The 24,824-nt window shown below is 73.8% G+C and carries 20 protein-coding genes; 13 read left to right on the top strand and 7 right to left on the bottom strand.

Annotated elements, in window-relative coordinates; all coding sequences use genetic code 11:
* The first annotated feature begins 2 nt into the window (after positions 1-2).
* The 3 genes from ACK8N7_RS24230 (at position 3) to ACK8N7_RS24220 (ending at position 2,405) form a co-directional block, all read left to right on the top strand.
* Entirely contained in the window at positions 3-917 is a 915-nt protein-coding gene (locus ACK8N7_RS24230) for a S8 family peptidase (RefSeq protein ID WP_403212944.1), read from the top strand.
* Positions 901-1,497 (top strand): GAF domain-containing protein, encoded by a 597-nt coding sequence (locus tag ACK8N7_RS24225; RefSeq protein WP_032758575.1) that lies wholly within the window; start codon positions 901-903, stop codon positions 1,495-1,497. The genes ACK8N7_RS24230 and ACK8N7_RS24225 overlap by 17 nt, the downstream gene beginning before the upstream one ends.
* Positions 1,498-1,616: 119 nt before the next feature.
* Complete coding sequence (locus ACK8N7_RS24220; protein WP_500444131.1) at positions 1,617-2,405, top strand: sugar phosphate isomerase/epimerase family protein; 789 nt, start codon at positions 1,617-1,619, stop codon at positions 2,403-2,405.
* 11 nt (positions 2,406-2,416) lie between these two features.
* On the opposite strand, the gene ACK8N7_RS24215 is transcribed toward ACK8N7_RS24220, so the two are convergent.
* Positions 2,417-3,610, bottom strand: coding sequence for a 4-hydroxy-3-methylbut-2-enyl diphosphate reductase (locus tag ACK8N7_RS24215; protein WP_500444130.1), 1,194 nt, complete (start codon positions 3,608-3,610; stop codon positions 2,417-2,419).
* 149 nt (positions 3,611-3,759) lie between these two features.
* Positions 3,760-5,193 (bottom strand): NsdA family TPR-like regulatory protein, encoded by a 1,434-nt coding sequence (locus ACK8N7_RS24210; protein ID WP_500444129.1) that lies wholly within the window; start codon positions 5,191-5,193, stop codon positions 3,760-3,762.
* 313 nt (positions 5,194-5,506) lie between these two features.
* Between ACK8N7_RS24210 and ACK8N7_RS24205 the strand changes: the two genes are divergently transcribed.
* From ACK8N7_RS24205 to ACK8N7_RS24170, 8 genes are all read left to right on the top strand, one after another.
* Positions 5,507-6,505 carry an acyltransferase domain-containing protein gene (locus ACK8N7_RS24205; RefSeq protein ID WP_403212954.1) on the top strand — a complete coding sequence of 333 codons (999 nt, stop codon included), beginning with the start codon at positions 5,507-5,509 and terminating at the stop codon, positions 6,503-6,505.
* Positions 6,506-6,631: 126 nt separating this feature from the next.
* Complete coding sequence (locus tag ACK8N7_RS24200; protein ID WP_500444128.1) at positions 6,632-8,479, top strand: acyl-CoA dehydrogenase family protein; 1,848 nt, start codon at positions 6,632-6,634, stop codon at positions 8,477-8,479.
* Positions 8,476-9,546: a 3-oxoacyl-ACP synthase III family protein gene (locus tag ACK8N7_RS24195; RefSeq protein WP_403212958.1), complete on the top strand. Its 1,071-nt coding sequence runs from the start codon at positions 8,476-8,478 to the stop codon at positions 9,544-9,546. Before ACK8N7_RS24200 ends, ACK8N7_RS24195 begins: the two co-directional genes overlap by 4 nt.
* The gene (locus tag ACK8N7_RS24190; protein WP_403212960.1) at positions 9,543-10,385 is read left to right on the top strand and encodes an SDR family NAD(P)-dependent oxidoreductase; all 843 of its coding nucleotides are present in this window, start codon (positions 9,543-9,545) and stop codon (positions 10,383-10,385) included. The genes ACK8N7_RS24195 and ACK8N7_RS24190 overlap by 4 nt, the downstream gene beginning before the upstream one ends.
* A 2-nt stretch (positions 10,386-10,387) precedes the next feature.
* Positions 10,388-11,521 (top strand): beta-ketoacyl-ACP synthase III, encoded by a 1,134-nt coding sequence (locus ACK8N7_RS24185; RefSeq protein ID WP_500444127.1) that lies wholly within the window; start codon positions 10,388-10,390, stop codon positions 11,519-11,521.
* Positions 11,494-11,757: a phosphopantetheine-binding protein gene (locus tag ACK8N7_RS24180; RefSeq protein ID WP_403212964.1), complete on the top strand. Its 264-nt coding sequence runs from the start codon at positions 11,494-11,496 to the stop codon at positions 11,755-11,757. Before ACK8N7_RS24185 ends, ACK8N7_RS24180 begins: the two co-directional genes overlap by 28 nt.
* Positions 11,754-13,022: a beta-ketoacyl-[acyl-carrier-protein] synthase family protein gene (locus tag ACK8N7_RS24175; RefSeq protein WP_500444126.1), complete on the top strand. Its 1,269-nt coding sequence runs from the start codon at positions 11,754-11,756 to the stop codon at positions 13,020-13,022. The genes ACK8N7_RS24180 and ACK8N7_RS24175 overlap by 4 nt, the downstream gene beginning before the upstream one ends.
* Positions 13,023-13,146: 124 nt before the next feature.
* Positions 13,147-14,979 carry a glycoside hydrolase family 3 protein gene (locus tag ACK8N7_RS24170; RefSeq protein ID WP_403212968.1) on the top strand — a complete coding sequence of 611 codons (1,833 nt, stop codon included), beginning with the start codon at positions 13,147-13,149 and terminating at the stop codon, positions 14,977-14,979.
* 83 nt (positions 14,980-15,062) lie between these two features.
* On the opposite strand, the gene ACK8N7_RS24165 is transcribed toward ACK8N7_RS24170, so the two are convergent.
* From ACK8N7_RS24165 to ACK8N7_RS24155, 3 genes are all read right to left on the bottom strand, one after another.
* Positions 15,063-16,550: a S28 family serine protease gene (locus tag ACK8N7_RS24165; protein WP_500444125.1), complete on the bottom strand. Its 1,488-nt coding sequence runs from the start codon at positions 16,548-16,550 to the stop codon at positions 15,063-15,065.
* A 133-nt stretch (positions 16,551-16,683) separates the two neighbouring features.
* Positions 16,684-17,052, bottom strand: coding sequence for a hypothetical protein (locus tag ACK8N7_RS24160; RefSeq protein WP_403212972.1), 369 nt, complete (start codon positions 17,050-17,052; stop codon positions 16,684-16,686).
* Positions 17,053-17,203: 151 nt separating this feature from the next.
* Positions 17,204-20,947, bottom strand: coding sequence for an ABC transporter ATP-binding protein (locus ACK8N7_RS24155; protein ID WP_500444124.1), 3,744 nt, complete (start codon positions 20,945-20,947; stop codon positions 17,204-17,206).
* A gap of 219 nt (positions 20,948-21,166) precedes the next feature.
* Here ACK8N7_RS24155 and ACK8N7_RS24150 point away from each other — a divergent pair, with 219 nt between their 5' ends.
* A complete protein-coding gene (locus tag ACK8N7_RS24150) occupies positions 21,167-21,556 on the top strand; it encodes a type II toxin-antitoxin system RelE/ParE family toxin (RefSeq protein ID WP_500444123.1) in 390 nt (129 codons plus the stop codon).
* The gene (locus ACK8N7_RS24145; protein WP_500444122.1) at positions 21,556-22,005 is read left to right on the top strand and encodes a helix-turn-helix domain-containing protein; all 450 of its coding nucleotides are present in this window, start codon (positions 21,556-21,558) and stop codon (positions 22,003-22,005) included. Before ACK8N7_RS24150 ends, ACK8N7_RS24145 begins: the two co-directional genes overlap by 1 nt.
* A 22-nt stretch (positions 22,006-22,027) precedes the next feature.
* Here ACK8N7_RS24145 and ACK8N7_RS24140 read toward each other — a convergent pair whose 3' ends face one another.
* Both ACK8N7_RS24140 and speB read right to left on the bottom strand, forming a co-directional pair.
* Positions 22,028-23,710 (bottom strand): thiamine pyrophosphate-binding protein, encoded by a 1,683-nt coding sequence (locus ACK8N7_RS24140; protein ID WP_403212980.1) that lies wholly within the window; start codon positions 23,708-23,710, stop codon positions 22,028-22,030.
* A complete protein-coding gene (gene speB / locus ACK8N7_RS24135; protein ID WP_319348739.1) occupies positions 23,707-24,687 on the bottom strand; it encodes an agmatinase in 981 nt (326 codons plus the stop codon). Before speB ends, ACK8N7_RS24140 begins: the two co-directional genes overlap by 4 nt.
* Positions 24,688-24,824 lie beyond the last annotated feature (137 nt).

The raw sequence follows: 24,824 nt of genomic DNA, 5'->3' as shown, positions 1-24,824 counted from the left end.
CGATGGGCACCACGGCGGAGACGACAACGGCAGCCGGAACGAGGCCCGGCCCGGGGCTGGGCCTCACCTGGAGCCTGCGCGGGCGCGGCCCCGAGGACGTGCCCGTCCTGGGCGACCCGGGACCACCGGGCGGACACCCCGCCGGGCCCGCCACCGGACGCGGCGTACGCGTGTGCGTGGTGGACTCAGGAGTGGAACGCGACCACCCCCTGGTCGGCGAACCCGCCGGTTCCTGGGTGGTCGTCAAGGACGCGGAGAGCGGCGAGATCACGGTCGAGCCGACGACCACCGGCGACACCTGCGGGCACGGCACCGCGTGCGCGGGCATCATCCGCCGGACCGCGCCGGAGTGCGAGATCCACAGCGTCCGGGTGCTCGGGGAGCGGTTCTCCGGCACGGGGGACATCCTGATGGCCGGGCTGCGCTGGGCGGTCGAGCAGCGCTTCGACGTGGTGAACCTGAGCCTGTCGACCACCCGCACCCGGTTCGCGCAGGAGCTGCACTCCCTCGCGGACAGCGCCTACTTCGCCCGTACGGTGATCGTCGCCTCGGCCCACAACACCCCGGTGGAGAGCTTCCCCTGGCGGTTCGCCTCGGTGATCTCCGTCGGCAGCCACCAGGAGGACGACCCCGACCTCCACCTCTACAACCCTGACCCGCCCGTGGAGTTCTTCGGGCCGGGCCAGAACGTGTCCGTGCCCTGGCTGGGCGGCCGGACGATCCGCACCACCGGGAACAGCTTCGCCACGCCGTACGTCGCCGGGCTCTGCGCGCGGATCCTGTCGGAGCATCCCCGGATGACGGCCTTCCAGCTCAAGAACGCCCTCTACCTGTCCGCGGCCAATGTGCGGCACAGCCCGCGTCCTTCAACAGCGGTAGGAGATACAGGAGATGACCGCGATGACTCCGAGAACTGAATCCGCCCCCGTGCCCGCCCCCGCCCCTTCCGACGCACCCCGCAACGAGCTGCTCCAGTCGGTCGTCGATGTGGCCCGGGCCATCTTCGGCGCGGCGGCCAGCTCCGTCCTCCTGCTGGACGAGGAGGCGGACGAGCTGGTGTTCCGGGCGGTCTCCGGGGAGGGCCAGGAGTTCCTGGTGGGCCGCCGGTTCCCCGCCGGGCGGGGCATCGCCGGCTGGGTGGCGACCTCCGGCGAGCCGATGGTGGTGGACGACCTGGCCGCCGACCCGTCCTTCGACCGCTCGCTGGCCGAGTCGACCGCGTACGTCCCGAACTCCCTGATGGCGGCCCCGCTGATCAGTGACGCCCGCGTCCTGGGCGTCCTGGAGGTGCTGGACGCCTCGCCTCAGGCGCGCTCCAGCGTGCGGGAGCTGGACCTGCTGGCGATGTTCGCCCGGCAGGCGGCGGCCGCCCTGCGGGTGATCACCCCGGATCCACTGGCCGCCGCCTCCGCCGGACGGGCGCTGGAGGGGGCGCAGCGGGAGGACGCGTTGCGGCTGCTCGGTAGCCTGGAGCAGGTGCTGCGGGGCACCGGCTGAGACACCCTTGCCGTACGGGCCCGGGCCCGCCGGCCGTGCGTAGCGGCCGGTGCGGCGGGCAGGAGCCGGGGGAAGGCGCCGGACACGCTCCCGCGCGGTGACGATGGAAGGAAACGCACGTGAAGCTCGCTTTCTCCACTCTCGGGGTGCCGGGGATGCCGGTGGCCGAGGTCGTACGGCTCGCCGCCGAGCACGGTTACCGGGGCGTGGAGCTGCGCGCCCACCCCGAGGAGCCCGTACACCCGGGGCTCTCGTCACTGGAACGGGCCGATGTGGTCGAGGCGTTCAAGGCGGCCGGGGTCGAGATCCTGACCGTGGCCGGATACGTCCAGGTGGCCTCCGAGGGGGACGACGAGGCCGTCTCCGCCGAACTGGCCGGGCTGGTGAAGCTCGCCCGGGACCTGGGCGCCCGGTACGTCCGCGTCTTCCCGGGCGGCGGCGACCAGGACCCGGCGGACGCCGACGCGACGGCCGCCCGTCGGCTGGGCGCGGCCGCACCGGCCGCCGCCGACATGGGCGTCTCCATCCTGCTGGAGACCCATGACTCGCACCGCGCGGGCGCCGACGTGGCCCGGGTCGTGGGGACGGTCGGCCACCCCAGGATCGGAGCCATCTGGGACGTCCTGCACACCTGGCTGGCCGGCGAGGCCCCCGAAGCCAGCCACGCGGTGCTCGCCCCGCACCTCGGCTACGTACAGGTGAAGGACGTCGCGTCGGCGGACGACCTCACCCCGCTGCCCCTGGGCGCCGGGGTGCTGCCGCTGGCGGCCTGTCTGGACGGTCTCGACCCGGAGACCTGGGTCTGCTGGGAGTACGAGAAGCGCTGGCACCCGGGTGCGTCGGAGCTCCCGGGCCTGCTGGGCGCGGGCCGGGACCACCTGCTGCGGCTGGGGGCGCCGAAGCAGTGACGCCCCGCCGCTCAGGGGGCGGAGGCCTCGCCCGCGGTCTCCTGGGCGCCGAGGCCGGAGGGAAGGGCCGTCGAGCGGACCGTGCGGCGGATGTGGCCGGTGGGGCCCAGGCCGTCCAGGACCCGGGCCACCTCGCGGCTGCCGCCGCCCCGCCGGTCGGGTCCGTCCTGGGCCGTCGCGGTGTGCAGGACGGTGATGGTCGCCCCGTCGACGTCCTCGGGCCGGAGCCGGTCCAGGCTCGTGACCTCGCGGACCCGGAGCCCGGAGCGGGCGGCCCGGGCGAGTGCGCCGCGTACCAGCGGGCTGTCGCCCCGGCCGGTGAGGAGGAGTGCGTCGGACTGGCCGAGGACGGAGCCGACCGCCGTGTCCAGGTCGTCCGTCGTGTAACACCACTCCCAGGGGTGCTGGCCCCGCAGGCGCGGGAAGCGGCGGCGGAGCACCCGGAGGATTCCGGCCGCCCCGGAGACCACGGCACCGGGCGCCACCACGAACGCGAAGCGTTCCGGGTCCGCGACGGTGAGGGCCTCGGCCTGCGCCTCGGTCGCCGCCCGTTTCACCGTTCCGGCGGGCGCCCTGCGCGGCCACCCGCCACCGGTCCCGGCCGCGGGCGCGCCGACGACCACCACCTCGTCCCCCCGGGCCACGGACCGGTGCAGCGAGCGTTCGGCCAGGGCGGCGGACTGGCACCCGGAACCGGCGGCACAACCGCAGGCCAGCCAGGCGCCACCCGGTGCTCCCGGCCCCTGCGGCGGCACGGCGGCGTGCGGTGCCGGGGCAGAAGGCGCCGGCCGGGTGTCCGGATCCCCGGGCGGGGCCGTCTCCTCACTCACGTACAGCACCCGCCGGGTCCGTAACACCGCCTGCCAGGACTCGATCTGCCGATGGGCGAAGGCGAGTGCCGCGCTGTCCTCGCTGCGGGCCGCGAGCGCGATGCCGCGGTGCCCGCCCTCCGGCCGCTCGTAGGAGACGGCGACGACGGTCGTCCCCATCGCGCCCCGGCCGTCGCCGTTCACGGCCGCCTCCGCCCAGGGGCGGGCGTCGACGGTGAACCCGGCCCGCCGGGCGTGCGCGGAGAGCAGCGGGTGGGCGGGACAGTCCATCGGGCCGCGCACGGGGTGCCACCACGTCGTGGCGACCGAGAGCGCGCCCGGCGCGACGGGGAGAGAGGCGGAGGGGAAGACATCGGAGCGCTTGCTGCGGTTCATTCGTTCCTGCCGGTGGTCGACGGAAAGCCCGAAGACGGAAGATCCTCGGGAGCAGGCCGTACAACCGGCGGGCCGGGGCGGTTCTTCCGGCAGCGGCCCGCCCTCACTCCTCTGGCGCAGTGAGCCGGCCTCCGGGAGTCGCCGCAGGCTCAGGTGGCGGGCCCGTGGGACGCCGGCCGCCTCCTGCGCATCTCGCGTACGCGGCCGAGCAGCGCGGCCACGACCGGATTCCCGCTGTGAGGGCGGGCCTTCGCGGTCAGCAGCCGCACCCGGTCGTCCGCGCGGGCGCTGTCCACGCGCGGGTAGAGGTCGAGGAACTCGTGCCACGTGCGGCACGCCTGTTCCAGGTGACCGATGGCCAGTTGGGTCTCCGCGAGTTCCGCGAGGGAGAGCGCGCGGGAGCGGCGTTCGTCGGCGGGGCGGTGCCGCAGGGAGAGGTCGAGCGCCCGGGCGGCGGCGTGCCGGTCGCCCCGGCTCGTCGCGACGGCGGCGCGCTGGAGGGCGAGCGAGCCGGGGTGGAAGGCGCCGACGGGGGTGTCACCGTTCGACGAGCGCTCCAGGCAGCGGTCGGCCGCCGCGAGGTGGCGGGCGTACCGGGGGTCGCCCCGGCCGGCCCGGGCGACCGCCAGCTGACCGTGGAAGAAGGCCTGTTGGTGCGGGGGCACCTGGTGCAGGGCCGTCTCCGCCGCCCGTTCCGCCAGGTGGTGGGCCTCGGCGAAGTGCCCCAGCGCGTGGGCCTGCACGCTCAGCCCGCGCAGGGCCAGCCCGCATCCGACCCGGTCGCCCGCCTCACGGGCGAGTTCGACGCTCGTGAGGTAGAGGCGCTGGGCCGCGGCATGGCGGTTCATGTCGAAGTGGGTGAAGGCGCAGAGGTAGGTGAGCCGGGAGGCGACCGTGAACAGTTCGCGCCGGACGGCGGGTTTCATGTCGCGCTGCAGCCAGGGGAGGACCGTGGCGGAGAGGTACTGCCGCAGGGGCTCGTACACCGGTCCGGCGCCGAGGACGGCGTCCCCCCGGGAGAAGAGGGCCAGCAGCTCGTGCGCGGCAGCCACATGGGCCATGCCGACGCGGCCGGGCGGGAGGGGTGAGCGTCTCCCGGGCTCCGGTGGCCCGCGGTGTATGGCGGCGGGGCCGTGCGGCACGGTGAGCGGTACGTGCGGGATGGCCGAAGGCCCGTACGGGATCGCCAGCGCGGCCAGCGAGTAGGCCCCGGCGAGGGCGACCCGGCGCCGACCGGTGGTACGCAGCACCTCGTCGAGGCGTTCCACGGCGCTCCGCTCCCCGGAGGGCGCTCCGGGGCCGTGGGGCGCGCCCACGGTGGGGTTCAGGCCGGTGTCCTGCTCCCGCACCGGGCGGCCCAGGCGGCGGGAGAGGGCTTCCGCGACCAGGGCGGGCACGGGCCGGCGGGGGCGGCTGCCGGCCAGCCAGTGCGCCACCGCCGTGCGGTCGTAGTGCAGGGCCGTTCCCTGTACGGCACCGAGCGCGTTGACCTCACGGGCCAGTTGCGCGCCGCTCCACCCGGCCTCGGCCAGGAGGAGGCGCAGGGCCTGGTTCGGGGTACGGCGGGCGCGGCCGCTCCTCATCCGCCCGCCCCTGCCCCTGCCCCTGCCCCTGCTCCTGCTCCTCTGCTTTCTCCTGTGTCCTGTTGCTTCACCCTGTTCTCCCCTTCCCCCCTGGTGACCGCCGCCGTTCAACATGCTTGCGTGTTCAACATGTCTGGGACCCGCCCACGTCGGTTCGGGCCCACCCCTCGCACAGACTCAGCGTGAAGGCCAACCCCCCGCCCCACACAGTGCGCATTGCGTAGCGCGTCGCCCGCACGACCCGCGCCCGTGCACTCCCCGCTGTCGTGGCCGCGCCGAACGAGCCCCCTCCCCGGCCGAACGGAGGAACACCATGCGTGCCGGTCCAGCCCACTCCCCCGATGTCCCCGACCGCCCGGCCCCCTGGCGGCGGTCCGTCCACCTCTTCCCGGGCCAGGGCGACTTCTCCGTCAGCTCCCTCGTCCGCGCCGCCCGCACCACGCCCTGCCTGCGGACGGCCGTCCGGGAGGTCTTCGAGGAGGTCGACGCCGTGGCCGCCGAACGCGGACTGCCGGAGCTCGGCCGGCGGCTGCTGGGGCCCGAACCGCCCAGCGGGCGCGACCTGGCGCTCGCGGCCACGGGGACCGCCCAACTCGCCCTCTTCGGAGCTTCGGTGGCCGTGCACCGGGCGCTCAGCGGGGCGTACGGCGTGCCGTCGGCGGCCGTCGGGGTGAGCTTCGGTGAGATCGCCGCGCTCACGGCCGCCGGAGTGTTCGGCGTGGGCGACGGCGCACGCGCGGCACACGATCTCGCCGTCGTCCTCGCCTCCTGCCCCGGCGGGCTGACGGCGCTCAGCTGCTCGGAGCGGTCGGCGCAGGCCCTGCTGGAGGAGGCGGGGGCGGCGGAAGCCGTGGTGGCCGTGGTCAACGACGAGCGGTCGGTGGTGGTCGCCGGGCCGACGGCCGCTCTGCTGCTGGTCGAGAAGGCGGCCGCGGACAGACGGGTGGCGGCCGTGCGTCTGCGGCTGCCGTTCTCCTCCCACCACCCCGCGCTGGGCCGCGCGGCCGAGGAGTTCGCCGCCGCCGTACGGGCCTACCCGCGCTCCGGCGCCCGCTTCCCGGTCCACTCGGCCGTGGCGGGCCGCCGCTACGGGCCCACCGACGACCTGGCCGCGCGGCTGGCCGACTGCCTGGTCCGGCCGGCCGCGGTGCCCCCCGTGCTCCGCCAGGTGATGGCGTACCGGCCCGGTGTCCTCTTCGAGGCCGGTACGGGCAGCGCCCTGGCGTCCAGCGCCCGCAGCGTGCTCGCCGCCGCCCTCGATCCGGCGCCCCCCGTGCGCGCCCCGCTCACGGAGCCCGGCTTCCCGTGGTGACGCTCCCTCCTGCCGACCCCCTGCCGATCCCCTCCCGGCCCGAAAACCCATGACGCTCCCCGCCGGTCCCTTCCCGACCGGCGAACCTGTGACGCCCCCGCCACGCCCCTCCCGACCGGAGAACACATGACGCTCCTCGCCGATTCCGTCCCCGAAAGCGCCCGTGAAGAGATACGCCGGCTCCTCCACGGCCCCTGCGATCCCACCGACCTGTCCGCCCTCACCACCCTGCGCAAGGCGCTCGCCGACGACCCCGGGCCGGTGTACGGCCCCGGCCGGGGTGCGCTCCTGCTGCGCCGGCTGCACGCGCTGGCCGACGCGCTGCCGCCCGGGGCCGGGATCCTCGACGACCCGGCCCGGCTCGCAGCCGTCCACGCCGCTGCAGCCGTCGCCGACCCGTCCCTCTGTCTGGCGGGGCTGGTCCACCATCTGCTCTGCCTGGGCTCCCTCACCGAACTCTCCGACGACCCGGAGGGGTTGGAACCCCGGCTGTCGGCGCTGCGGGAGGGCCGGGCCAAGGGCGTCTACCTGATCACCGAGGCGGGCCAGGCAAACAGCCACCTCGCCACCGCGACCCGCGCCGACCTCGACCCGGCCGACGGCTCGTTCGTCCTGCACACGCCCGGGCCGGGGGCCGCGAAGTTCGGGAGTGCCGGCACCTGGGGCGTGGAGCAGACCGGTGTGGTCCTGGCCAGGCTCTTCGCCGGGGGCGCCGACCACGGGGTCTTCGCGTTCATGGTCGGCCTCACCGACGATCAGGGCCCGCTCCCCGGAGTCGAGTTGTCCTCACCGATCGCCCTGGACGCCCTGCCGCTCGACTACGTACAGGTACGGTTCCACCGCGTCCGGGTGGCGCCCGCACACTGGCTCTCCGACGGGGCCCGGATCGGCCCCGACGGTACGGTTCACGATCCCGCCGGATCCCCGGAGCAGCGCCTCCAGCGCACCCTGCGGGTGGGCCAGGGGCTGTGGGCGGCGATGCCCGCGGTGGCCGCCGCCACCTCCCGCCGCACCGCCGTCCAGGCCGTCGGCTACGCCCGGCGGCGCCGCACCGGGAGCAGGCTCGCCCCCGGGGTGCCGCTGCTCACGTACCGCACCCAGCAGACCGTGGTCCTCGGCGCCCTGGCCGACGCGTTCGCCCTGACCTGCGCCGCCGACGGGGCCCTGACCGTACGGACCGAGGGCCGGTCGGCCGCCCCGCCCGGTCCGGAGAGCGGCGAGGAGGAGATGGGCTTCACCCCGTGGGCCGCTGTCAGCCAGCCGCTCGCCGCCTACAAGGCCGTGACCGTCCGCACCGCCGCCCGCCTCACCGCCGAGTGCCAGCACCGGTGCGGCTTCTCCGGCCAGCTGACCGCGAACCGCCTCGCCGCCTACCAGGGCTTCCACCACGCCTTCGACACGGCGGGCGGCGACAGCCAGCTGATCTTCTACGACATAGGCCGCTCCCTCGTCGAATCACTCGACGGATCACTCGAAGAGCAGCGGCAGCTGCCGGACCCCACCTCCCCCCACTGGTGGCCCGCCCTCCTCCGTCGCCATCAGGACTATCTCGTACGGGAGTTGAGGCGGCGCGGCGGGGCGGACCCGGCTTCGGACCCCTTCGAGCGGTGGAACCCGCTGCTGGAGCAGGCGGGACTGCTGGGCGAGGCGCGGGCGACGCTGCTCGTGGCCGACGACGTCACCCGCGTACTGGGACGGCTCCGCGACCACGGCCTCGTACGGGCCCTGGCTCCGCTGGCCGCGCTGCACGGTGCCCTCTCCGCCCGCCGCTGGTCCGGTTCGCTGCTCGCCCTCGGAACGCTGGACCCGGCGGACATGGCGGCGCTGTCCGAGGCCACCGACCGGCTGTGCGATGCGGTGATGGAGCAACTGCCGCTGCTGGTCGAGGTGTTCGACGAGTACGGCGATCGCCCCGGCGTCGCCCCCGCCCCGCCGGCCGCCACGCTCACCTGGACGCTCGGGAGCGCCTCATGACCGGCACCCGCCGCGTCGGCGTCCTCGGTATGGGCACCCACCTCCCGCCCGGCGTCCGCACCAACGAGGAGGTGGCCCGCGACGCCGGGGTGACCGCGCAGTGGATCGGGGAACGTACCGGCGTCCTGACCCGTCATGTCGCCGGACCCGACGAGGCGGCCTCCGACCTGGCGGCCCACGCGGTCCGGTCGGCGGTCGAGGCCGCGGGGATCGACATCGCGGACGTCGGGCTGCTGGTCTGCGCGACCTCCACCCCCGACGAGCTGGGGCCCTCCACCGCCTGCCGCGTCCAGGCCCTCGTGGGCGCCCGCCGGGCCGTCGCCCTGGACGTCGGCGCGGCCTGCTCCGGCTGGCTGTTCGCGGCCAAGGTGGCGTACGACTGGCTGCGCGGCGCCGAAGGGGACGGCTACGCGGTGGTGGTCGGGGTGGAGGCGTACTCCAAGTTCCTGGACCCCGCCGACCGGGGCACCTCGGTCCTCTTCGCCGACGGGGCGGCGGCCACCGTACTGGGCCCGGTGGACGGGCCGTTCGGGTTCGCGGACTTCCGGCTCGGCTCCGACGGGACGCAGGCCGGACTGGTCCTGATCCCGGGCGGCGGCAGCCGGCTGCCCGCAGCCCCGGCCACGCTCGCCGCCGGGAGCCATCACATCCACATGGACGGGCGGAGCGTCAGCCGGTTCATCGTCGACGTGCTGCCCCGGCTGATCACCGAGGCCCTGGACCGCGCCGGGCTCGGCGTGAAGGACATCGCGTGCTTCGTCTGCCACCAGCCCAACCCCGTACTGCTGCGGCGGCTCGGCGACGAGCTCGGCATCCCGCCGGAGAGCCTGGTCGTCGTCGGTGACGAGGTCGGCAACATCGGGGCCGCCAGCGCCGCCTACGCGCTCGCCGCCGCCGCCGACCGGCACGGGCTGCGCCCCGGGGACCGTGTGCTGCTCACCGTGTTCGGCGCCGGTATGACCTGGGGCAGCGCGCTCCTCACCTGGAGCGGGGCCCGCGCCCTGATGCCCGTACCGACAGCTTCCGCCCCCTCGGTAACCGCCGTGTCAGATAGGAACCTGCCATGAACGCACTGGACCTCTTCCGCCTGGAGGGCGCCCGCGCCCTGGTGACCGGCGCCTCCCGGGGCATCGGCCGGGCCGTCGCGGAAGGCCTCGCCGACGCGGGGTGCGACCTCGCCGTGACCGCCCGGACCCTGCCCGCACTCGACGCCACCGTCCGGGCGGTGGCGGAGCGGGGCCGCAGGGCCGTGGCGCTCGACGGTGACCTCGCCGAACCGGGGGTGGCGGCGGCTCTGGTCGACCGGGCCGCCGCCGCGCTCGGCGGGCTCGATGTCGTCGTGCACAACGCGGGCACCCTGCCCACCGCCGAGGACGGCAGCACGCTGCTGGTGCCGCTGCAACACGCCGAGCAGCGGGACTGGGAGACCGTCATCTCCATCAACCTCAACGCCACGGCCGCCGTCTGCCGGGCCTCGCACCCGCATCTGCTGGAGTCGGACCGGGCCAGTCTGGTGCTGATGTCGTCGATCGCCGGGATCGTCGGCACTCCGATGATGGAGGCGTACGCGGCCACGAAGGCGGCCCAGTTGTCGCTGGCGCGCAGTCTGGCGGTCGGCTGGGCCCGGCAGGGGATACGGGTCAACGCGCTCTGTCCCGGGTGGACGCGTACCGACATGACCGCGTTCGCCAGCGAAGCCGGCGCCCTGTCGGACTGGCTCACCGGCCATGTGCCGATGGGCCGTTGGGCGACGGCGGACGAGGTGGTCGGGGCGACGCTCTTCCTCGCCTCCCCCGCCGCGTCGTTCGTCACCGGGCACGCGCTGGTCGTCGACGGCGGGCTCGCGGTGCCGGACGGCGGGCTGGCCGGTCACCCCAAACCGCCCTCCCCGTTCGCGGCAGCCTGAGCATGCGCGCCGACGACTCCACCGCGGACACCGCCGTCATCTCCGGTGTCGGCTCCTGCCTCCCGCCGCGCGTGGTCGACAACGACGCCGTGATCGCGCGCGGCGCCCTGCTGACCGACGCGGGCTGGATCCGGGACCGCACCGGCATCGAGCGCCGCCGCCACGCCTCCCCCGGTACGAGCACCGGCGATCTGGCGGTCGGCGCGGGCCGGGCCGCGCTCGCCTCCGCCGGGGGCGCCCGCCCGGACCTGGTGCTCCTCGCCACCTCCACCCCCGACCACCCGTGCCCCGCGACCGCCCCGGAGGTCGCCCACCGGCTCGGCCTCGGGACGGTCGCCGCGTTCGACGTGTCGGCGGTCTGCTCGGGGTTCCTGTACGCGCTGGCCGTCGCCACCGGCCTGGTGCGCGGCGGGGTGTGCACCGCGCCCCTGGTGATCGCGGCGGAGACGTACACCTCCATCGTCGACCCCTCCGACCGGGGTACCGCCCCGATCTTCGGCGACGGGGCCGGTGCCGTGCTGCTGCGGCCCGGCGTACAGGACGAGCCCGGGGCCGTCCTCGCCACGGACCTCGGCTCGGACGGCGGCGGCCGGGCCGCCATCACCGTCCCGGGCGGCGGTGCCCGGCACCCCCGCCACCTGCCGCCGCCCGCCCCGGACGCGCACTTCTTCCACATGGAGGGCCGTGCCGTCTACGCCCACGCGGTACGCCGCATGACGCAGTCCTCCGACGCCGTGCTGCGGCGGGCGGGCTGGACACCCGACTCCGTACGGGCGTTCATCGGCCACCAGGCCAACCAGCGGATCCTCGACTCCGTCGGTGACCGGCTGGGGATCGCGCCCGAGCACCGGTACGGCAACATCCGCGAGCTCGGCAACACCGCCGCCGCCTCGGTCCCCCTGGTCCTGGCCGATCCGTCCGTGCACCGGGCGGTGGCCCCCGGCGAGCGCACCCTGCTCACCGCTTTCGGCGGCGGCTTCACCTGGGCGTCCGCCGCCGTGACCTGGCCCGACGTCAGGCCGCTGACCGAGCCGCCGGACACCGTCCCTCTCCCCCGTACGGCCACCACCCCTTCGCCCCCTGATTCCGCCCCCGTGAGGAGCCCCCAGTGGAACGCGTCTACACCCACCTCGTGACCCTGCTCGGCGACAAGTTCGAGGTCGCCCCCGATCTCATACGCCCGGACGCCACCCTCGGCGAACTGGACCTGGACTCCCTCGCCGTGGTGGAGCTCTACGTCACCCTCCAGGAGGAGTGGGGCGTTCCGCTCGACGACTCCGCCGCCACCGCCGAGCTGACGGTCGACGAGGTGGCCCGGTCGGTGGCCGGACTCCTCGCCGCGAACGGGACGCCCGGGGACGCGGCGCCGTGACCGACGACATCGCCGTCACCGGCATCGGCCTGGTGACACCCGGCGGCACCGGCACCGAGGCGACCTGGGACGCGGTGTGCGCCGGGCGGGCGACCGCGCGCACCGACCCCGTACTGGCGGAGGCGGGTGCGCCGGTGCGCCTGGCCTGCCGGGTACCGCCGCAGGAGCCTCGGAAGCCCCTGGATCCGCAGAAGCCTCAGGAGCGGGTACGGGGGCGGCTCTGGCGGTTCGACCCCGCCACCCGGTTCCTGCTGACCGCCGCCCGCGAGGCGATCACGTCGGCCGGGCTGGAGCCGGGGCGGTGGGACCCCGCGCGGGTGGCGGTGGTCGTGGGTACGGCGGCGGGCGGGGTCTCCACGCTGGAGGCGCAGCACCGCAAGCTGCTCGCCTCCGGTCCCGGCGCGCTCTCCCCGATGACGCTCCCCGCCTTCCTCCCGAACATGGCCGCCGGCCATCTCGCCATCGAACTCGGCGCCACCGGGCCGTCGTTGCAGACCTCCACGGCCTGCGCGTCGGGCGCGACGGCGATCATCACGGCCGCTCTGCTGCTGCGGGCGGGGATGTGCGACATCGCGGTGGCGGGCGGTACGGATGCCATGGTCACGCCCCTGTGCGCCTCGGCGTTCGCCAAGCTGGGCGCGCTGTCCCGGCGGGAGGACGACCCCGGCGCCGCCTCGCGCCCGTTCGACCGGGACCGCGACGGGTTCGTGCTGGGCGAGGGGAGCGGGGTGCTCGTCCTGGAACGTACGGACCACGCGGCCGCCCGTACGGTCCGGCCCCTGGCGTACCTCGCCGGGTTCGGGGCGACCGGCGACGCCCACCACGCCACCGCCCCGCACCCCGAGGGCGCCGGCCTGCGCGCGGCGGCCCGGGAGGCGCTGGCCCGGGCCGGGCGCTCCCCGGGCGAGGTCGGCCACATCAACGCCCACGGCACGGGCACCGCGCTCAACGACGCGGTGGAGGCCACGGCGATCCGGGAGCTGTACGGCACCGGTCACGCCCCCTCGGTCACCTCGGCCAAGGGCGTCCTGGGGCACACCATGGGCGCGGCCGGGGCGATCGAGGCGGCGCTGACCGTGCTGAGCATCGCCCGCGGGACCGTACCGCCCACGGCCAACTTCACGGCCCCGGACGCCACCACGGCGGGCATCGACATCGTCCGCGAGGCGGCCAGGCCGCAGCGGGTCGGCCTCGCCCTCAGCCACTCCCTGGGCTTCGGCGGGCACAACACGGTCCTGGCGTTCACGCGCGCCCGACACGGATGACGACCCCGGCCACTCCTTCGCGCGCGTGTCGCTCCCGTTCCGCTCCCGCCCCCTTGACCGAAAGTTACTTTCCCTATATCCGTATCATCTTGGAAGTTTCTTTCACCCCCGGGAAGGAGCTCACGTGCCCCACCGCACCTCACGACGCACCCTCCTCACCGCCACCGCCGCCGCCACGGCCGCCGCGGCCACCGGCGTCCTCTCCGCCACCGGCACCGCATCCGCGCACCCCACGAACGCCTCCACCGACCGCCGGCTGCGGCGGATCATCGCCGGGATGAGCCTGGAGGAGAAGGTCGGCCAGCTCTTCGTGATGCGGGTGTACGGGCACTCCGCCACGGACCCCGACCAGGCCGACATCGACGCGAACCTCAAGGAGATCGGGGTCCGCACCGCCGCCGAGCTGGTCGCCACGTACCACGTCGGCGGGATCATCTACTTCGCCTGGGCGCACAACACCCGCGACCCGCACCAGATCGCCGCCCTCTCCAACGGCATCCAGCGCGCCGCCCAGGCCGGGCGCTCCCGCGTCCCGCTGCTCATCTCCACCGACCAGGAACACGGCATCGTCTGCCGGGTCGGTGAGCCCGCCACGCTGCTGCCGGGCGCGATGGCGCTGGGCGCGGGCGGCTCACGCTCGGACACCCGGCGGGCGGCCTGGATCGCGGGCGCCGAGCTGGCCGCGGTCGGCATCAACCAGAACTACGCGCCGGACGCCGACGTGAACGTCAACCCGGCCAACCCGGTGATCGGAGTACGCTCCTTCGGCTCCGACCCCGAGTCGGTGGCCGAGCTGGTCGCGGCGCAGGTGAAGGGGTATCAGGGCGCCGGGATCGCGGCCACCGCCAAGCACTTCCCCGGCCACGGCGACACCAGCACCGACAGCCACACCGGGCTGCCCGTCATCGGGCACACCCGGGAGCAGTGGGAGGAGCTGGACGCGCCGCCGTTCCGGGCCGCGATCCGGGCCCGTATCGACTCGGTCATGACCGCGCACATCGTGGTCCCGGCGCTCGACCCGTCCGAGGACCCGGCCACGCTCTCCCGGCCGATCCTCACCGGCATCCTCCGCGAGGAGCTGGGCTACGACGGGGTGGTGGTCACGGACTCGCTCGGCATGGAGGGCGTACGCACGAAGTACGGCGACGACCGCGTGCCGGTCCTCGCGCTGCTGGCGGGCGTGGACCAGCTGCTGAACCCGCCGAACCTCTCCGTCGCCTGGAACGCGGTGCTGGAGGCGGTGCGGGGCGGCGAGATCAGCGAGGCGCGGGTCGATGAATCGATCCTGCGGATCCTGCGGCTGAAGACGAAACTGGGCCTGTTCCGCGACCCGTTCGTCAGCGGCCGGGGCGTCGACCGCACGGTCGGCATCCGCAGGCACCTCCTCGACGCCGACCGGATCGCCGAGCGCACGACGACCCTGCTCGCCGACCCCGGCGCCCTGCTTCCGCTCTCCCGCCGCACCCACCGCCGGCTCCTCGTGGTGGGCGCCGACCCGGCGTCCCCGTCCGGCACGACGGGCCCACCGACCACGACCCTCGCGGGCGCCTTCACCGAACTGGGCTTCACCGCAACGGCGTTGTCCACCGGTACTGCCCCGAACCAGGCGAAGATCACCGAGGCCGTCGCCGCCGCACAGGGCAGGGACGCGGTGGTCGTGGCGACGTACAACATCACGGCGGGCAGCACCCAGCGCACCCTCGTCGACGCCCTCGTGGCGACCGGCGTCCCGGTGGTCGCCGTCGCGATCCGCAACCCGTACGACGCCGCCCACCTCACCGGCCGGGGGGTCGCCGCGGTCCTGGCGACCTACTCCTGGACGGATGTCGAACTCCGCGCCGCCGCCCGGGTGATCGCGGGCCGCGCCGGCCCGGAGGGCAGGCTCCCGGTCCCGGTCCAGCGGGCGGACGACCCGGCGCGGGTGCTGTACCCGGTGGGCCACGGACTGTCGTACTAGCGCGGACCGCACCGGCAGCACTGCGCCCGCCGGCTCTCCTCCGTACGAAGGGGAGCCGGCGGGCGCGGTGTTCAGAGCAGCGGCTACGGGCGCAGGATGCCCTCGCCGCGCTCGACCTCGCCGTTGAGCTGGTCGAGCTTCGTGTCGAACTTCGCCAGCGGCTTCGCCTTCGCCGGGTCCGCCTGGACGGCCGCCGGGGCGACGCCCGCCCAGCGCAGGATCGCGGCGGTGGCCTTCGCCCTCCGGTCCTCGGGCAGACCGGAGACCCGGGCACCGTGGTTGCCGCCCGGCACGGTGTACACGTAACTGTCCTTGGCACCGCGCCCCAGCCGGAAGGGCTCCGCACTCCACGGGTCGTTCTCCCCGTACACGTACAGCATCTGCCGGGCGTTGTTCCGGACCCAGCTGTCCACGTCCCGCATCGCGCCCCGGTCGAACTTCATCGGGATGGAGCGGGGCACGAAGCTGCGCGGGGCCTGGTAGCCGTAGCGGCTCAGGTTGCCCAGCCAGGGCTGCTTGATGTCCGGCGATCCGAGCTGGGTGCCCGCCTGGTAGTAGTACGGGGTGTACGTCTCCAGGTCCTGGTCGGAGTAGAAGGAGAAGCCGGAGATCCCGTCGACGGAGTCCCAGATCGCGTCGTCGGTGGCGTTCTTGGCGTCGGCCGGGATCTCGGAGCAGTCGGCGAGCAGGCTGTACTGCCAGAACCCGAAGACGTAGTCCATGACGGCGGCCTCGTAGGCCCGGTCGAGGGAGCCGAGGGTGGTGAAGGTGAGGCCGTTGGCGGCGGCGTACTCCTTGAACCTCTTCTGCAGCGGGGCCCGGCGGATCAGCGCCTCGCGCTGCACCGCCTGCAGCTTGTCGCGGCATTCCTTGGTTCCGACGTTCCGGAACAACCGGTCGTACGCCGAGTCCTCACGGTCGTCGACGTCGTTGGGCGCGACGTACGCGACGACGCCGTCCATGTCCTTCGGGTAGAACCGCTCGAAGTACGTGGCGGTCATACCGCCCTTGGAGCCGCCGGTGGCCAGCCACTTCTTCGGGTAGACCTTCTTCAGCGCCGTGAACACCCGGTGCTGGTCGGTGGCCGCCTGCCAGATGTCGAGCTTGGTCCAGTCGGCGGGCGCCGGGCGGGACGGGGTGAAGAAGCGATACTCCAGGGAGACCTGGTTCCCGTCGATGATCTGCGTCGGCTCGCTGCGGCTCGGGTTGGTCGAGACGTTGTAGCCGCTGGTGGAGAAGACCGTCGGACGGGCGGTGTCCTTGTGCAGCACGGTGATCCGCTGCTGGAACGTGCCCTTGGACGGGCGCCGGTGGTCGACCGGCTGGGTGTAGTTGAGGACGAAGTAGCGGTACCCGGCGTAGGGCTTCTCCTCGATCAGGCTCATCCCCGGGATCGCCAGGATGCGGTCCTTGATGTCCTCGTTGCCCGCTTCGCCGCCGCGTACGGCGGTGAGGCCGCTCCTCTTCGCGTCCGGTTCCGCGGCGGTGGCCGCACCGGCCGAGGCTCCCGCCGCTCCCACCGTGCCGATGAGCACCGCGAGCGAGAGAACCCCTGTGAGCGCCTTGCGCATGCACCCTCCCCTTGATTCACAACAGTCGCCGTGAACTTAGCGAGGGCAACGCACTGCGCGCCAGACCCAGTTGCGCGTGTCCTGGTTCCTCACACGTTTCCCATACGGGGCCCTGCGGGGCCTCGCAGTGCGCTCAGCAGAGGATCCAGCCGGTGGAGGCCGACTTCCCGGCGACCGTTCCGGTGGCCCGGACGCAGCGGTTGAGGGCGTTCACCGTCACCGGCCCGGCCATCTTGGTGAACGAGCCGCTGTCCTTGACCACGCGTCCGCCGCGCGGCTGGAGGGTGACGCTCATCGCCCGCTTCTTGCCCGGCTTCTTGGTGACGGTGACGGCACACACGTGGGCGCGGCTCTTGTAGACGCGCAGCTCGCCCGTCGCGAACGCGACGGTCTTCGCGGGGCGGCCGGAGCAGGCGGGCGCGGCCTGGGCCGCCGTGGCCGGGGCGCCGAGGAGGAGCACGAGACCGGCCAGCAGCGGCAGGACGAGCAGGCGCGCCGCCACCCCCTCGCGTCGAGGCCGCCCCTGCGGTCCCCTGGATCCCGCCGCCCTGTCGAACACTTTCGCCCCCACCTGACATCTGTACGCACCTGTGCGTCCCTGGCTACGACGCAGCAGACCCCCGGGAGGTTGCACAGGTGGGCCGGGGCTCGCCTCAGACGCCCGCCGGCTCGTCCTCCCCTATGCCCTCGCCGATGTCCTCGCCTATGAACGTGCGCCACAGCCGGGCGTACCGCCCGTCCAGGGCCAGCAGTTCGTCGTGCGTGCCGTCCTCGGCGACGCGCCCCTGGTCCATCACCACGACCCGGTCGGCGCGGGCGGCGGTGGTCAGGCGGTGCGCCACCACCAGCGTGGTGCGGCGGCCGGTGAGCCGGTCGGTGGCCTGGTTGACCAGGGCCTCGCTGGCGAGGTCCAGGGCGGCGGTGGCCTCGTCCAGGAGCAGGATGTCCGGGTCGACGAGCTCGGCGCGGGCGAGCGCGATGAGCTGGCGCTGCCCGGCGGAGAGGTTGCGGCCGCGCTCGGCGACCTCGTGGAGGTAGCCGTCCTCCAGGGTGGCGATCATCTCGTGCGCGCCGACCGCGCGGGCGGCGGCCTCCACCCGGGCGTCGGTGGCGTCGGGAAGCCCGTAGGCGATGGCGTCGCGGACCGTACCGGCGAAGAGGTACGCCTCCTGGGGGACGACGCCGAGGCGGTGGCGGTAGGCGGTCATGTCGAGCCGGCGCAGATCGGTGCCGTCGGCGGTGACCCGGCCGCTGGTGGGGTCGTAGAACCGGGCGACGAGCTTGACCAGGGTCGACTTCCCCGCGCCCGTCTCGCCGACGAAGGCGACGGTCTGCCCGGCCGGGATGTGCAGGTCGATGCCGGTGAGGGCCTCCTCCTCCTTGCCGTAGGCGAAGGAGACGTCCTCGAAGGCGATCTCGCCGCGCAGCGAGAGCACGTCGAGCGGTTCGTCCGGGTCGGCGGTGGAGGTGGGTTCGCGCAGCAGCTCCTGGATGCGGCCGAGGGAGACGGTGGCCTGCTGGTAGCCGTCGAAGACCTGGGAGAGCTGCTGGACGGGGGCGAAGAAGAGGTCGATGTAGAGGAGGTAGGCGACCAGGGCGCCGGTGGTCAGCGTGCCGTTGTCGACCCGGCCCGCGCCGACGATGATCACGGCGGCCGCGGCGATCGAGGCCAGCAGCTGGACGAACGGGAAGTAGATGGAGATCAGCCACTGGCCGCGCACCCGGGCCTGGCGGTAGTGGTCGCTGCGCTCGGCGTAGCGGGCGGCCCCGTCGTGCTCCCGGCCGAAGGCCTGGACGATACGGAGGCCGGAGACGGACTCCTGGAGGTCGGCGTTGACCCCGCTGATGCGCTCACGGGCCAGTTCGTACGCCTTGACGCTGCTGCGGCGGAAGAAGTAGGTCCCGATGATCAGCACGGGCAGCGTCGCGAAGACGACCAGGGCGAGCTGGATGTCCAGGACGAGCAGGGCGACCATGATGCCGAAGAAGGTGACGACGGAGACGAACGCGGTGACCAGGCCGGTCTGGAGGAACGTCGAGAGGGCGTCCACGTCCGTCGTCATCCGGGTCATGATCCGGCCGGTCAGCTCGCGCTCGTAGTAGTCGAGGCCGAGCCGCTGGAGCTGGGCGAAGATCTTCAGGCGGAGCGAGTAGAGGACCCGCTCGCCGGTCCGGCCGGTCATCCGGATCTCGCCGGTCTGGGCCACCCACTGGACGACCACGACGGCCAGGGCGATCGCGGAGGCCGCCCACACCGCGCCGATCGAGACCTGGGTGACGCCCTCGTCGATGCCGTGCCGGATCAGGACCGGCAGCAGCAGGCCCATGCCGGCGTCCACGGCGACGAGCCCGAGGCTGACCAGGAGCGCGGCCCCGAAGCCGCCCAGCAGTCGGCGCAGCCCGTAGGAGTCCTCGGACCGCACGGCACGTGCCTCGTCGACCTGGGGGGTGTCCGTGGCGGGCGGCAGGGCCTCGACCTGGGCGAGCAGTTCGGGGGTGGCGGGCATCCCGGCGACCGTGGTGTCCCGCTCCTCCTCCTTGCGGATCCACAGCTGGGGCGTGACACCGCGCTCGGCGTCGAACTCGGCGTCCAGCTCCTGCTGGAGGGCCCGGCCGCCGTCGGGGTCCGCCTCGCCGCGCTGCGGGCGGTGGCCCGGGGACGTACCGCCGAGCTCGTCGGGGTCGGTGAGCAGGCGGCGGTAGAGCGGGGAGGTGCGCTCCAGCTCCGCGTGGGTGCCGAGGGCGGCGAGCTTCCCGCCGTCCAGGACGGCGATGCGGTCGGCGAGCTGGAGGGTGGAGCGGCGGTGGGCGATGAGGAGCGTCGTACGGCCCTCCATCACCTGCTTGAGGGCCTCGTGGATCTCGTGCTCGACGCGGGCGTCGACGGCGGAGGTGGCGTCGTCCAGGAGGAGGAGCCGGGGGTCGGTGAGGATGGCGCGGGCGAGGGCGACCCGCTGGCGCTGGCCGCCGGAGAGGGTGAGGCCGTGCTCGCCGACGGTGGTGTCGTACCCGTGGGGCAGGGCGGAGATGAACCCGTGGGCCTGGGCGGCGCGGGCGGCCTGCTCGATCTGCTCCTGGGTGGCGCCGGGGAAGCCGTAGGCGATGTTGGAGCGGACAGTGTCGGAGAAGAGGAAGCTGTCCTCGGGAACGAGCCCGATGGCGGAGCGCAGGGACGCCTGGGTGAGCTCGCGGACGTCGTGGCCGCCGATCAGGACGGCGCCGTGGGAGACGTCGTAGAAGCGTGGCAGCAGGAGCGAGACGGTGGATTTGCCGCTGCCGGAGGCGCCGACGACGGCGACGGTCTCGCCGGGTTCGACGGTGAGCGAGAAGCCGTCGAGGACCGGGCGCTCGTCGTCGTAACCAAAGCGCACGTCGTCGAACTCGATGCCGGCCGCTGCGTCGGCCGGCAGCTCCTTGGTGCCGTCCTTCATGGAGGGCTCGGTGTCGATGAGCTCCAGGACGCGTTCCACACCGGCGCGGGCCTGCTGGCCGACGGTGAGGACCATGGCGAGCATCCGGACCGGGCCGACGAGCTGGGCGAGGTACGTGGAGAAGGCGACGAACGTGCCGAGGGTGATCTCGCCCCGGGTGGCCAGCCAGCCGCCGAGGGCGAGCATGGCGACCTGGCCGAGCGCGGGCACGGCCTGGAGGGCGGGGGTGTATCGGGAGTTCAGCCGGATGGTGCGCAGCCGCCCGGCGAAGAGCCGGCGGCTGACCTCGCGGAGCTTGCCGGTCTCCTGGTCCTCCTGGCCGAACCCCTTGACGACCCGCACCCCGGAGACGGCCCCGTCGACGACTCCGGCGACGGCGGCGGCCTGGCCCTGGGCGTACCAGGTGGCGGGGAAGAGGCGGGTCTTGGAGCGGCGGGCGATGAACCAGAGCGCGGGGGCGACGGCGAGGGCGACGAGGGTGAGCGGCAGGGACAGCCACGCCATGATCACCAGGGAGAGGATGAAGAGCAGGACGTTCCCGATGGTCATCGGGAGCATGAACAGCAGCCCCTGGATGAGCTGGAGGTCGCTGGTGGCCCGCCCGACGACCTGCCCGGTGGACAGCTCGTCCTGACGCTTGCCGTCGAGCCGTGTGATCGTCGCGTACATGTCCGTACGCAGATCGTGCTGGACGTCCAGGGCGAGCCGGCCGCCGTAGTAGCGGCGGATGTAGGTGGCGATGTAGACGAGGACGGCTGCCCCGATGAGGAGGCCGGTCCAGACGGCGAGCGAGCGCGTGTGGTCGGTGACGACGTCGTCGATGATCACCTTGGTGATCAGCGGGACGAGGGCCATGACGGCCATCCCGGCGAGCGAGGAACCGAGCGCGAGCACGACGTTCCGCCGGTACCGCCACGCGTACCCGGTCAGCCGTCGGCCCCACCCCTGTTGCTCTGCGCCCGTCACGTGTTGCCTCCCGGCCTGTCCGCTGATCCATCTGTTTTCGCCTGATCTTCCGGAAGGCACCAACACGGCGGGGAGCGGATTTCATCCCTCCGCAACAAACGGGAGGAGTGGCGGGGGCTGAAGAGGGGCTACGGCAACCATTCGGAAGGGATCACCCTTGCGGGTGACTGCGCGGAGAAGACGGGCGCCATACACTGAAGTATCTATACGTTCCGATATATGGATACGCCCTATGTGATCGAGATCGAACCCGAGGTTCGGCTGTGGCTGATGAACCTGCCGTACAACGACCTCCTCGTGGTCGAGCACGTCTCCGAGCTGCTGCGGGGGCGCCCCACGACTCTCGGGGAGCCGTACTCACGGCACCTCGGCGACGGCGTCCGCGAGCTGCGGTTCAGCCTCGGGCGGCGGGGGTTCGCGACCCGGATTCCCTATTGGCTCGCACCGGATCGCCGGATCGTTCTGCTTACCGTCTTCCGCAGGACGCGACAGCGGGAGACGGCCGAGGTCGCCCGCGCCAAGCGCGCCAAGGTGCTCTGCGAGACCCAGCACCAACCGGCTCACGATGAGTACACGCGTACAGCCGACGAGGAGAAGGAGAAGCGGTAATGGTCAGCCACGCACGCTGGAAGTTCGCCCGCGACGAGAAGGTCGCCCAGGGAATCGCCGAGGACCCGGAGGTGGAGCGGCGGCGCGAGGAGATCTCTCTCGCGTTCGACCTCGGACAGGCCGTGTACGACCGGCGGGTCGCCCTCGGCCTCTCACAGACCGAGCTGGCCCGGCGCGCCGGCATGACACAGCCGCAGGTCTCGAAGCTGGAGCTCGGCGGCGCGGTTCCCACGGTGCCTCTGCTGGCCCGGCTGGCCCGTGCCATGGAAGCGATGTTCCGGATGGAGCTGTTCGGGAGCAGCATCCGGGTGACCTTCACCGACCTCGACGGAACCTCACCGGAGGAGGCCGGCGCCGCGCCGCCCTCCGCGGAACGCGCACCCGCACCCGCGTCCGCCGCCGAAGCGGAGGCGGACGCGAGCACGGAGAGGGCCGCGGCCACCGGCTGAGGGGCCCCTGCAGCCACGCGCCCTAAAGATGCGTCGGCTCGAACATCCGCAGCAGGGCCGGGAGCACGACGACGGACGGCCCCGGGGCCGCCAGCGCCTTGCCCAGGTCCGTGGCGAGCGACTCCGGTGTCGTACGGACGGCGGGCACGCCGAAGGACTCGGCGAGCGCGACGAAGTCCGGGCGGGACAGCTCGGTGGCCGAGGCCTCGCCGAAGGCGCCCGTCATGTACTCGCGCAGGATGCCGTAGCCGCCGTCGTCGACGATCAGCCAGGTCAGCGGCAGGTCGTACTGGCGCGCGGTGGCCAGCTCCGCGATGGAGTACATCGCCCCGCCGTCCCCGGAGACCGCGAGCACCGGGGTCGTCGGGTCGGCGGAGGCAGCCCCGATAGCCGCCGGGAAGCCGTAGCCGAGGCCGCCCGCACCCTGGGCGGAGTGCATGGTGTTGGGGCGCCGCGCGTCGAACGCGGACCACGCCCAGTACGCCAGGATCGTCATGTCCCAGAAGCTGGGCGACGCGTCGGGCAGCGCCTCGCGGACGGCGGCCAGGACCTGCTGCTCCAGGGTGAGCTCCTGGGCGTCGATCCGGACCCGTACCTTCTCCAGCACCGTGACTACGCGCTCCGCGGCACCCGCGTCCTCGCGCCGCTCCACGGCCTCCAGCAGCTCGGCCAGCGCCTCGCGGGCGTCGGAGTGGATGCCGAGGGCGGGGTGGTTGGACTCCAGCTTCCCGGCGTCCGCCTCGATCTGGATCACCCGGCCGCGCGGCCGGAAGGTGTGGTAGTTCGAGGAGAGCTCGCCGAGCCCCGAGCCGACGACGAGCAGGACGTCCGCGTCCTCCAGGAAGTCGGTGGTGTGCCGGTCCTCCAGCCAGGAGCGCAGCGAGAGCGGGTGCTCCCAGGGGAAGGCGCCCTTGCCGCCGAAGGTGGTGACGACGGGCGCGTCGAGCTTCTCGGCGAGCGCGCGCAGCTTGCCGGAGGCGTCGGACCGTACGACTCCGCCGCCCGCGATGATCACCGGGCGTTCGGCGTTCGACAGCAGGTGGGCTGCGGCGATCGTCAGCTCGGGGCGCGGGTAGAGCTCGCGCGGGGTGGCGTCCATGGCGCTGACGACCGGCAGAGTCGTTTCGGCGAGCAGTACGTCCTGCGGGATCTCCACCCAGACCGGCCCGTGCGGGGCGGTCAGCGCGGACTCCCAGGCGGCGGCGATCGCGGACGGGATCTGCGAGGCGGAACGCACGGTGTGCACGGACTTCACGATGTCCCGTACGGAGGCCTGCTGGTCGCGCAGCTCGTGCAGATAGCCGTGGCGCCCGCCGCCGAGCCCCGCCGTGGGGACCTGGCTGGAGATCGCGAGGACGGGGGCGGAGGCGGCGGCCGCCTCCTGGAGCGCGGCGAGCGAGGTGAGCGCGCCGGGCCCGGTGGAGAGGAGCAGGGGTGCCACTTCACCCGTGATCCGGCCGTACGCGTCGGCGGCGAACCCGGCGTTGTTCTCGACGCGGAGTCCGACGTAACGGAGGGTGGAGCGGCGCAGCGCGTCGAACATGCCGAGCGCGTGCTGACCGGGCAGGCCGAAGACGGTGGTCGCGCCGAGCCCCTGGAGCGACTCGACGACGAGGTCACCGCCGTTGCGGCCGGGCGGCGGGGTCAGTACGGCGGCGGCCTGCGCGGCGGTGAGCTGCGGCCGGTCGTCGTGGTCGTGGCTCACTTGGCTTCCTTGTCTGCCTTCGCCGCCGCGATCTGACGGGACATGATCGTCGTCAGCTCGTACGCGGTGTGGGAGGCGGCCACGGAGGTGATCTCGGCGTGGTCGTACGCGGGGGCCACCTCGACCAGGTCGGCGGAGACCAGGTGGCAGGAGGCGAGGCCGCGCAGGATCTCCAGCAGCTCGCGGGAGGTGAGGCCGCCGGCCTCGGGGGTGCCGGTGCCGGGGGCGTGCGCCGGGTCCAGGACGTCGATGTCGATGGAGATGTAGAGCGGCCGGTCGCCGATGCGCTGGCGCAGCTGGTCGGCGATCTCGTCGACACCGCGCCGCATGACGTCGGCGGAGGTGACGATGCCGAAGCCCATCTTCTCGTCGTCGGTCAGGTCCTGCTTGCCGTAGAGCGGGCCGCGGGTGCCGACGTGGGAGAGGGCGGAGGTGTCGAGGATGCCCTCCTCGACGGCCCGGCGGAAGGGGGTGCCGTGGGTGTACTCGGCGCCGAAGTAGGTGTCCCAGGTGTCCAGGTGCGCGTCGAAGTGGAGCAGGGCGACGGGCCCGTGCTTCTTGGCGACGGAGCGCAGGAGCGGCAGGGCGATGGTGTGGTCGCCGCCGAGGGTCATGAGGCGGGCGCCGGTGTTCAGCAGGTCGTCGGCGGCGGCCTCGACGGTCTCGACGGCCTCGTTGATGTTGAACGGGTTCGCCGCGATGTCCCCGGCGTCCGCGACCTGCGCGAGGGCGAACGGGGAGGCGTCCTGGGCCGGGTTGTACGGGCGCAGCAGCCGGGAGGCCTCACGGATCGCGTTGCCGCCGAAGCGGGCGCCGGGCCGGTAGGAGACCCCGCTGTCGAAGGGCACGCCGACGACGGCGACATCGGCCCGCCCGACCTCGTCGAGCCGGGGCAGCCGGGCGAACGTCGCGGGCCCGGCGTACCGCGGGACGCGGGAGGAGTCGACGGGGCCGCGCGGCGATTCGGTGCTGCTCATGGGGGTGGTGTGCCTTTCGTTTCAGGATTCGTACGGGTTTCGTACGGTGTCAAGTGTGCGGGGTCCGGCGGGCGAACCCAGCCCGTCCGGCAACCTCAAGCCCGCCCGGCGATTGAGGGCGCCTTTCAGCCCGTCCG

The organism is Streptomyces griseobrunneus (assembly GCF_046713465.1).
GTDB classification, from domain to species: Bacteria; Actinomycetota; Actinomycetes; order Streptomycetales; family Streptomycetaceae; genus Streptomyces; species Streptomyces microflavus.
Note: the sequence above shows the minus strand (reverse complement) of the source record. Positions and strands in the feature narration are given on the sequence as shown.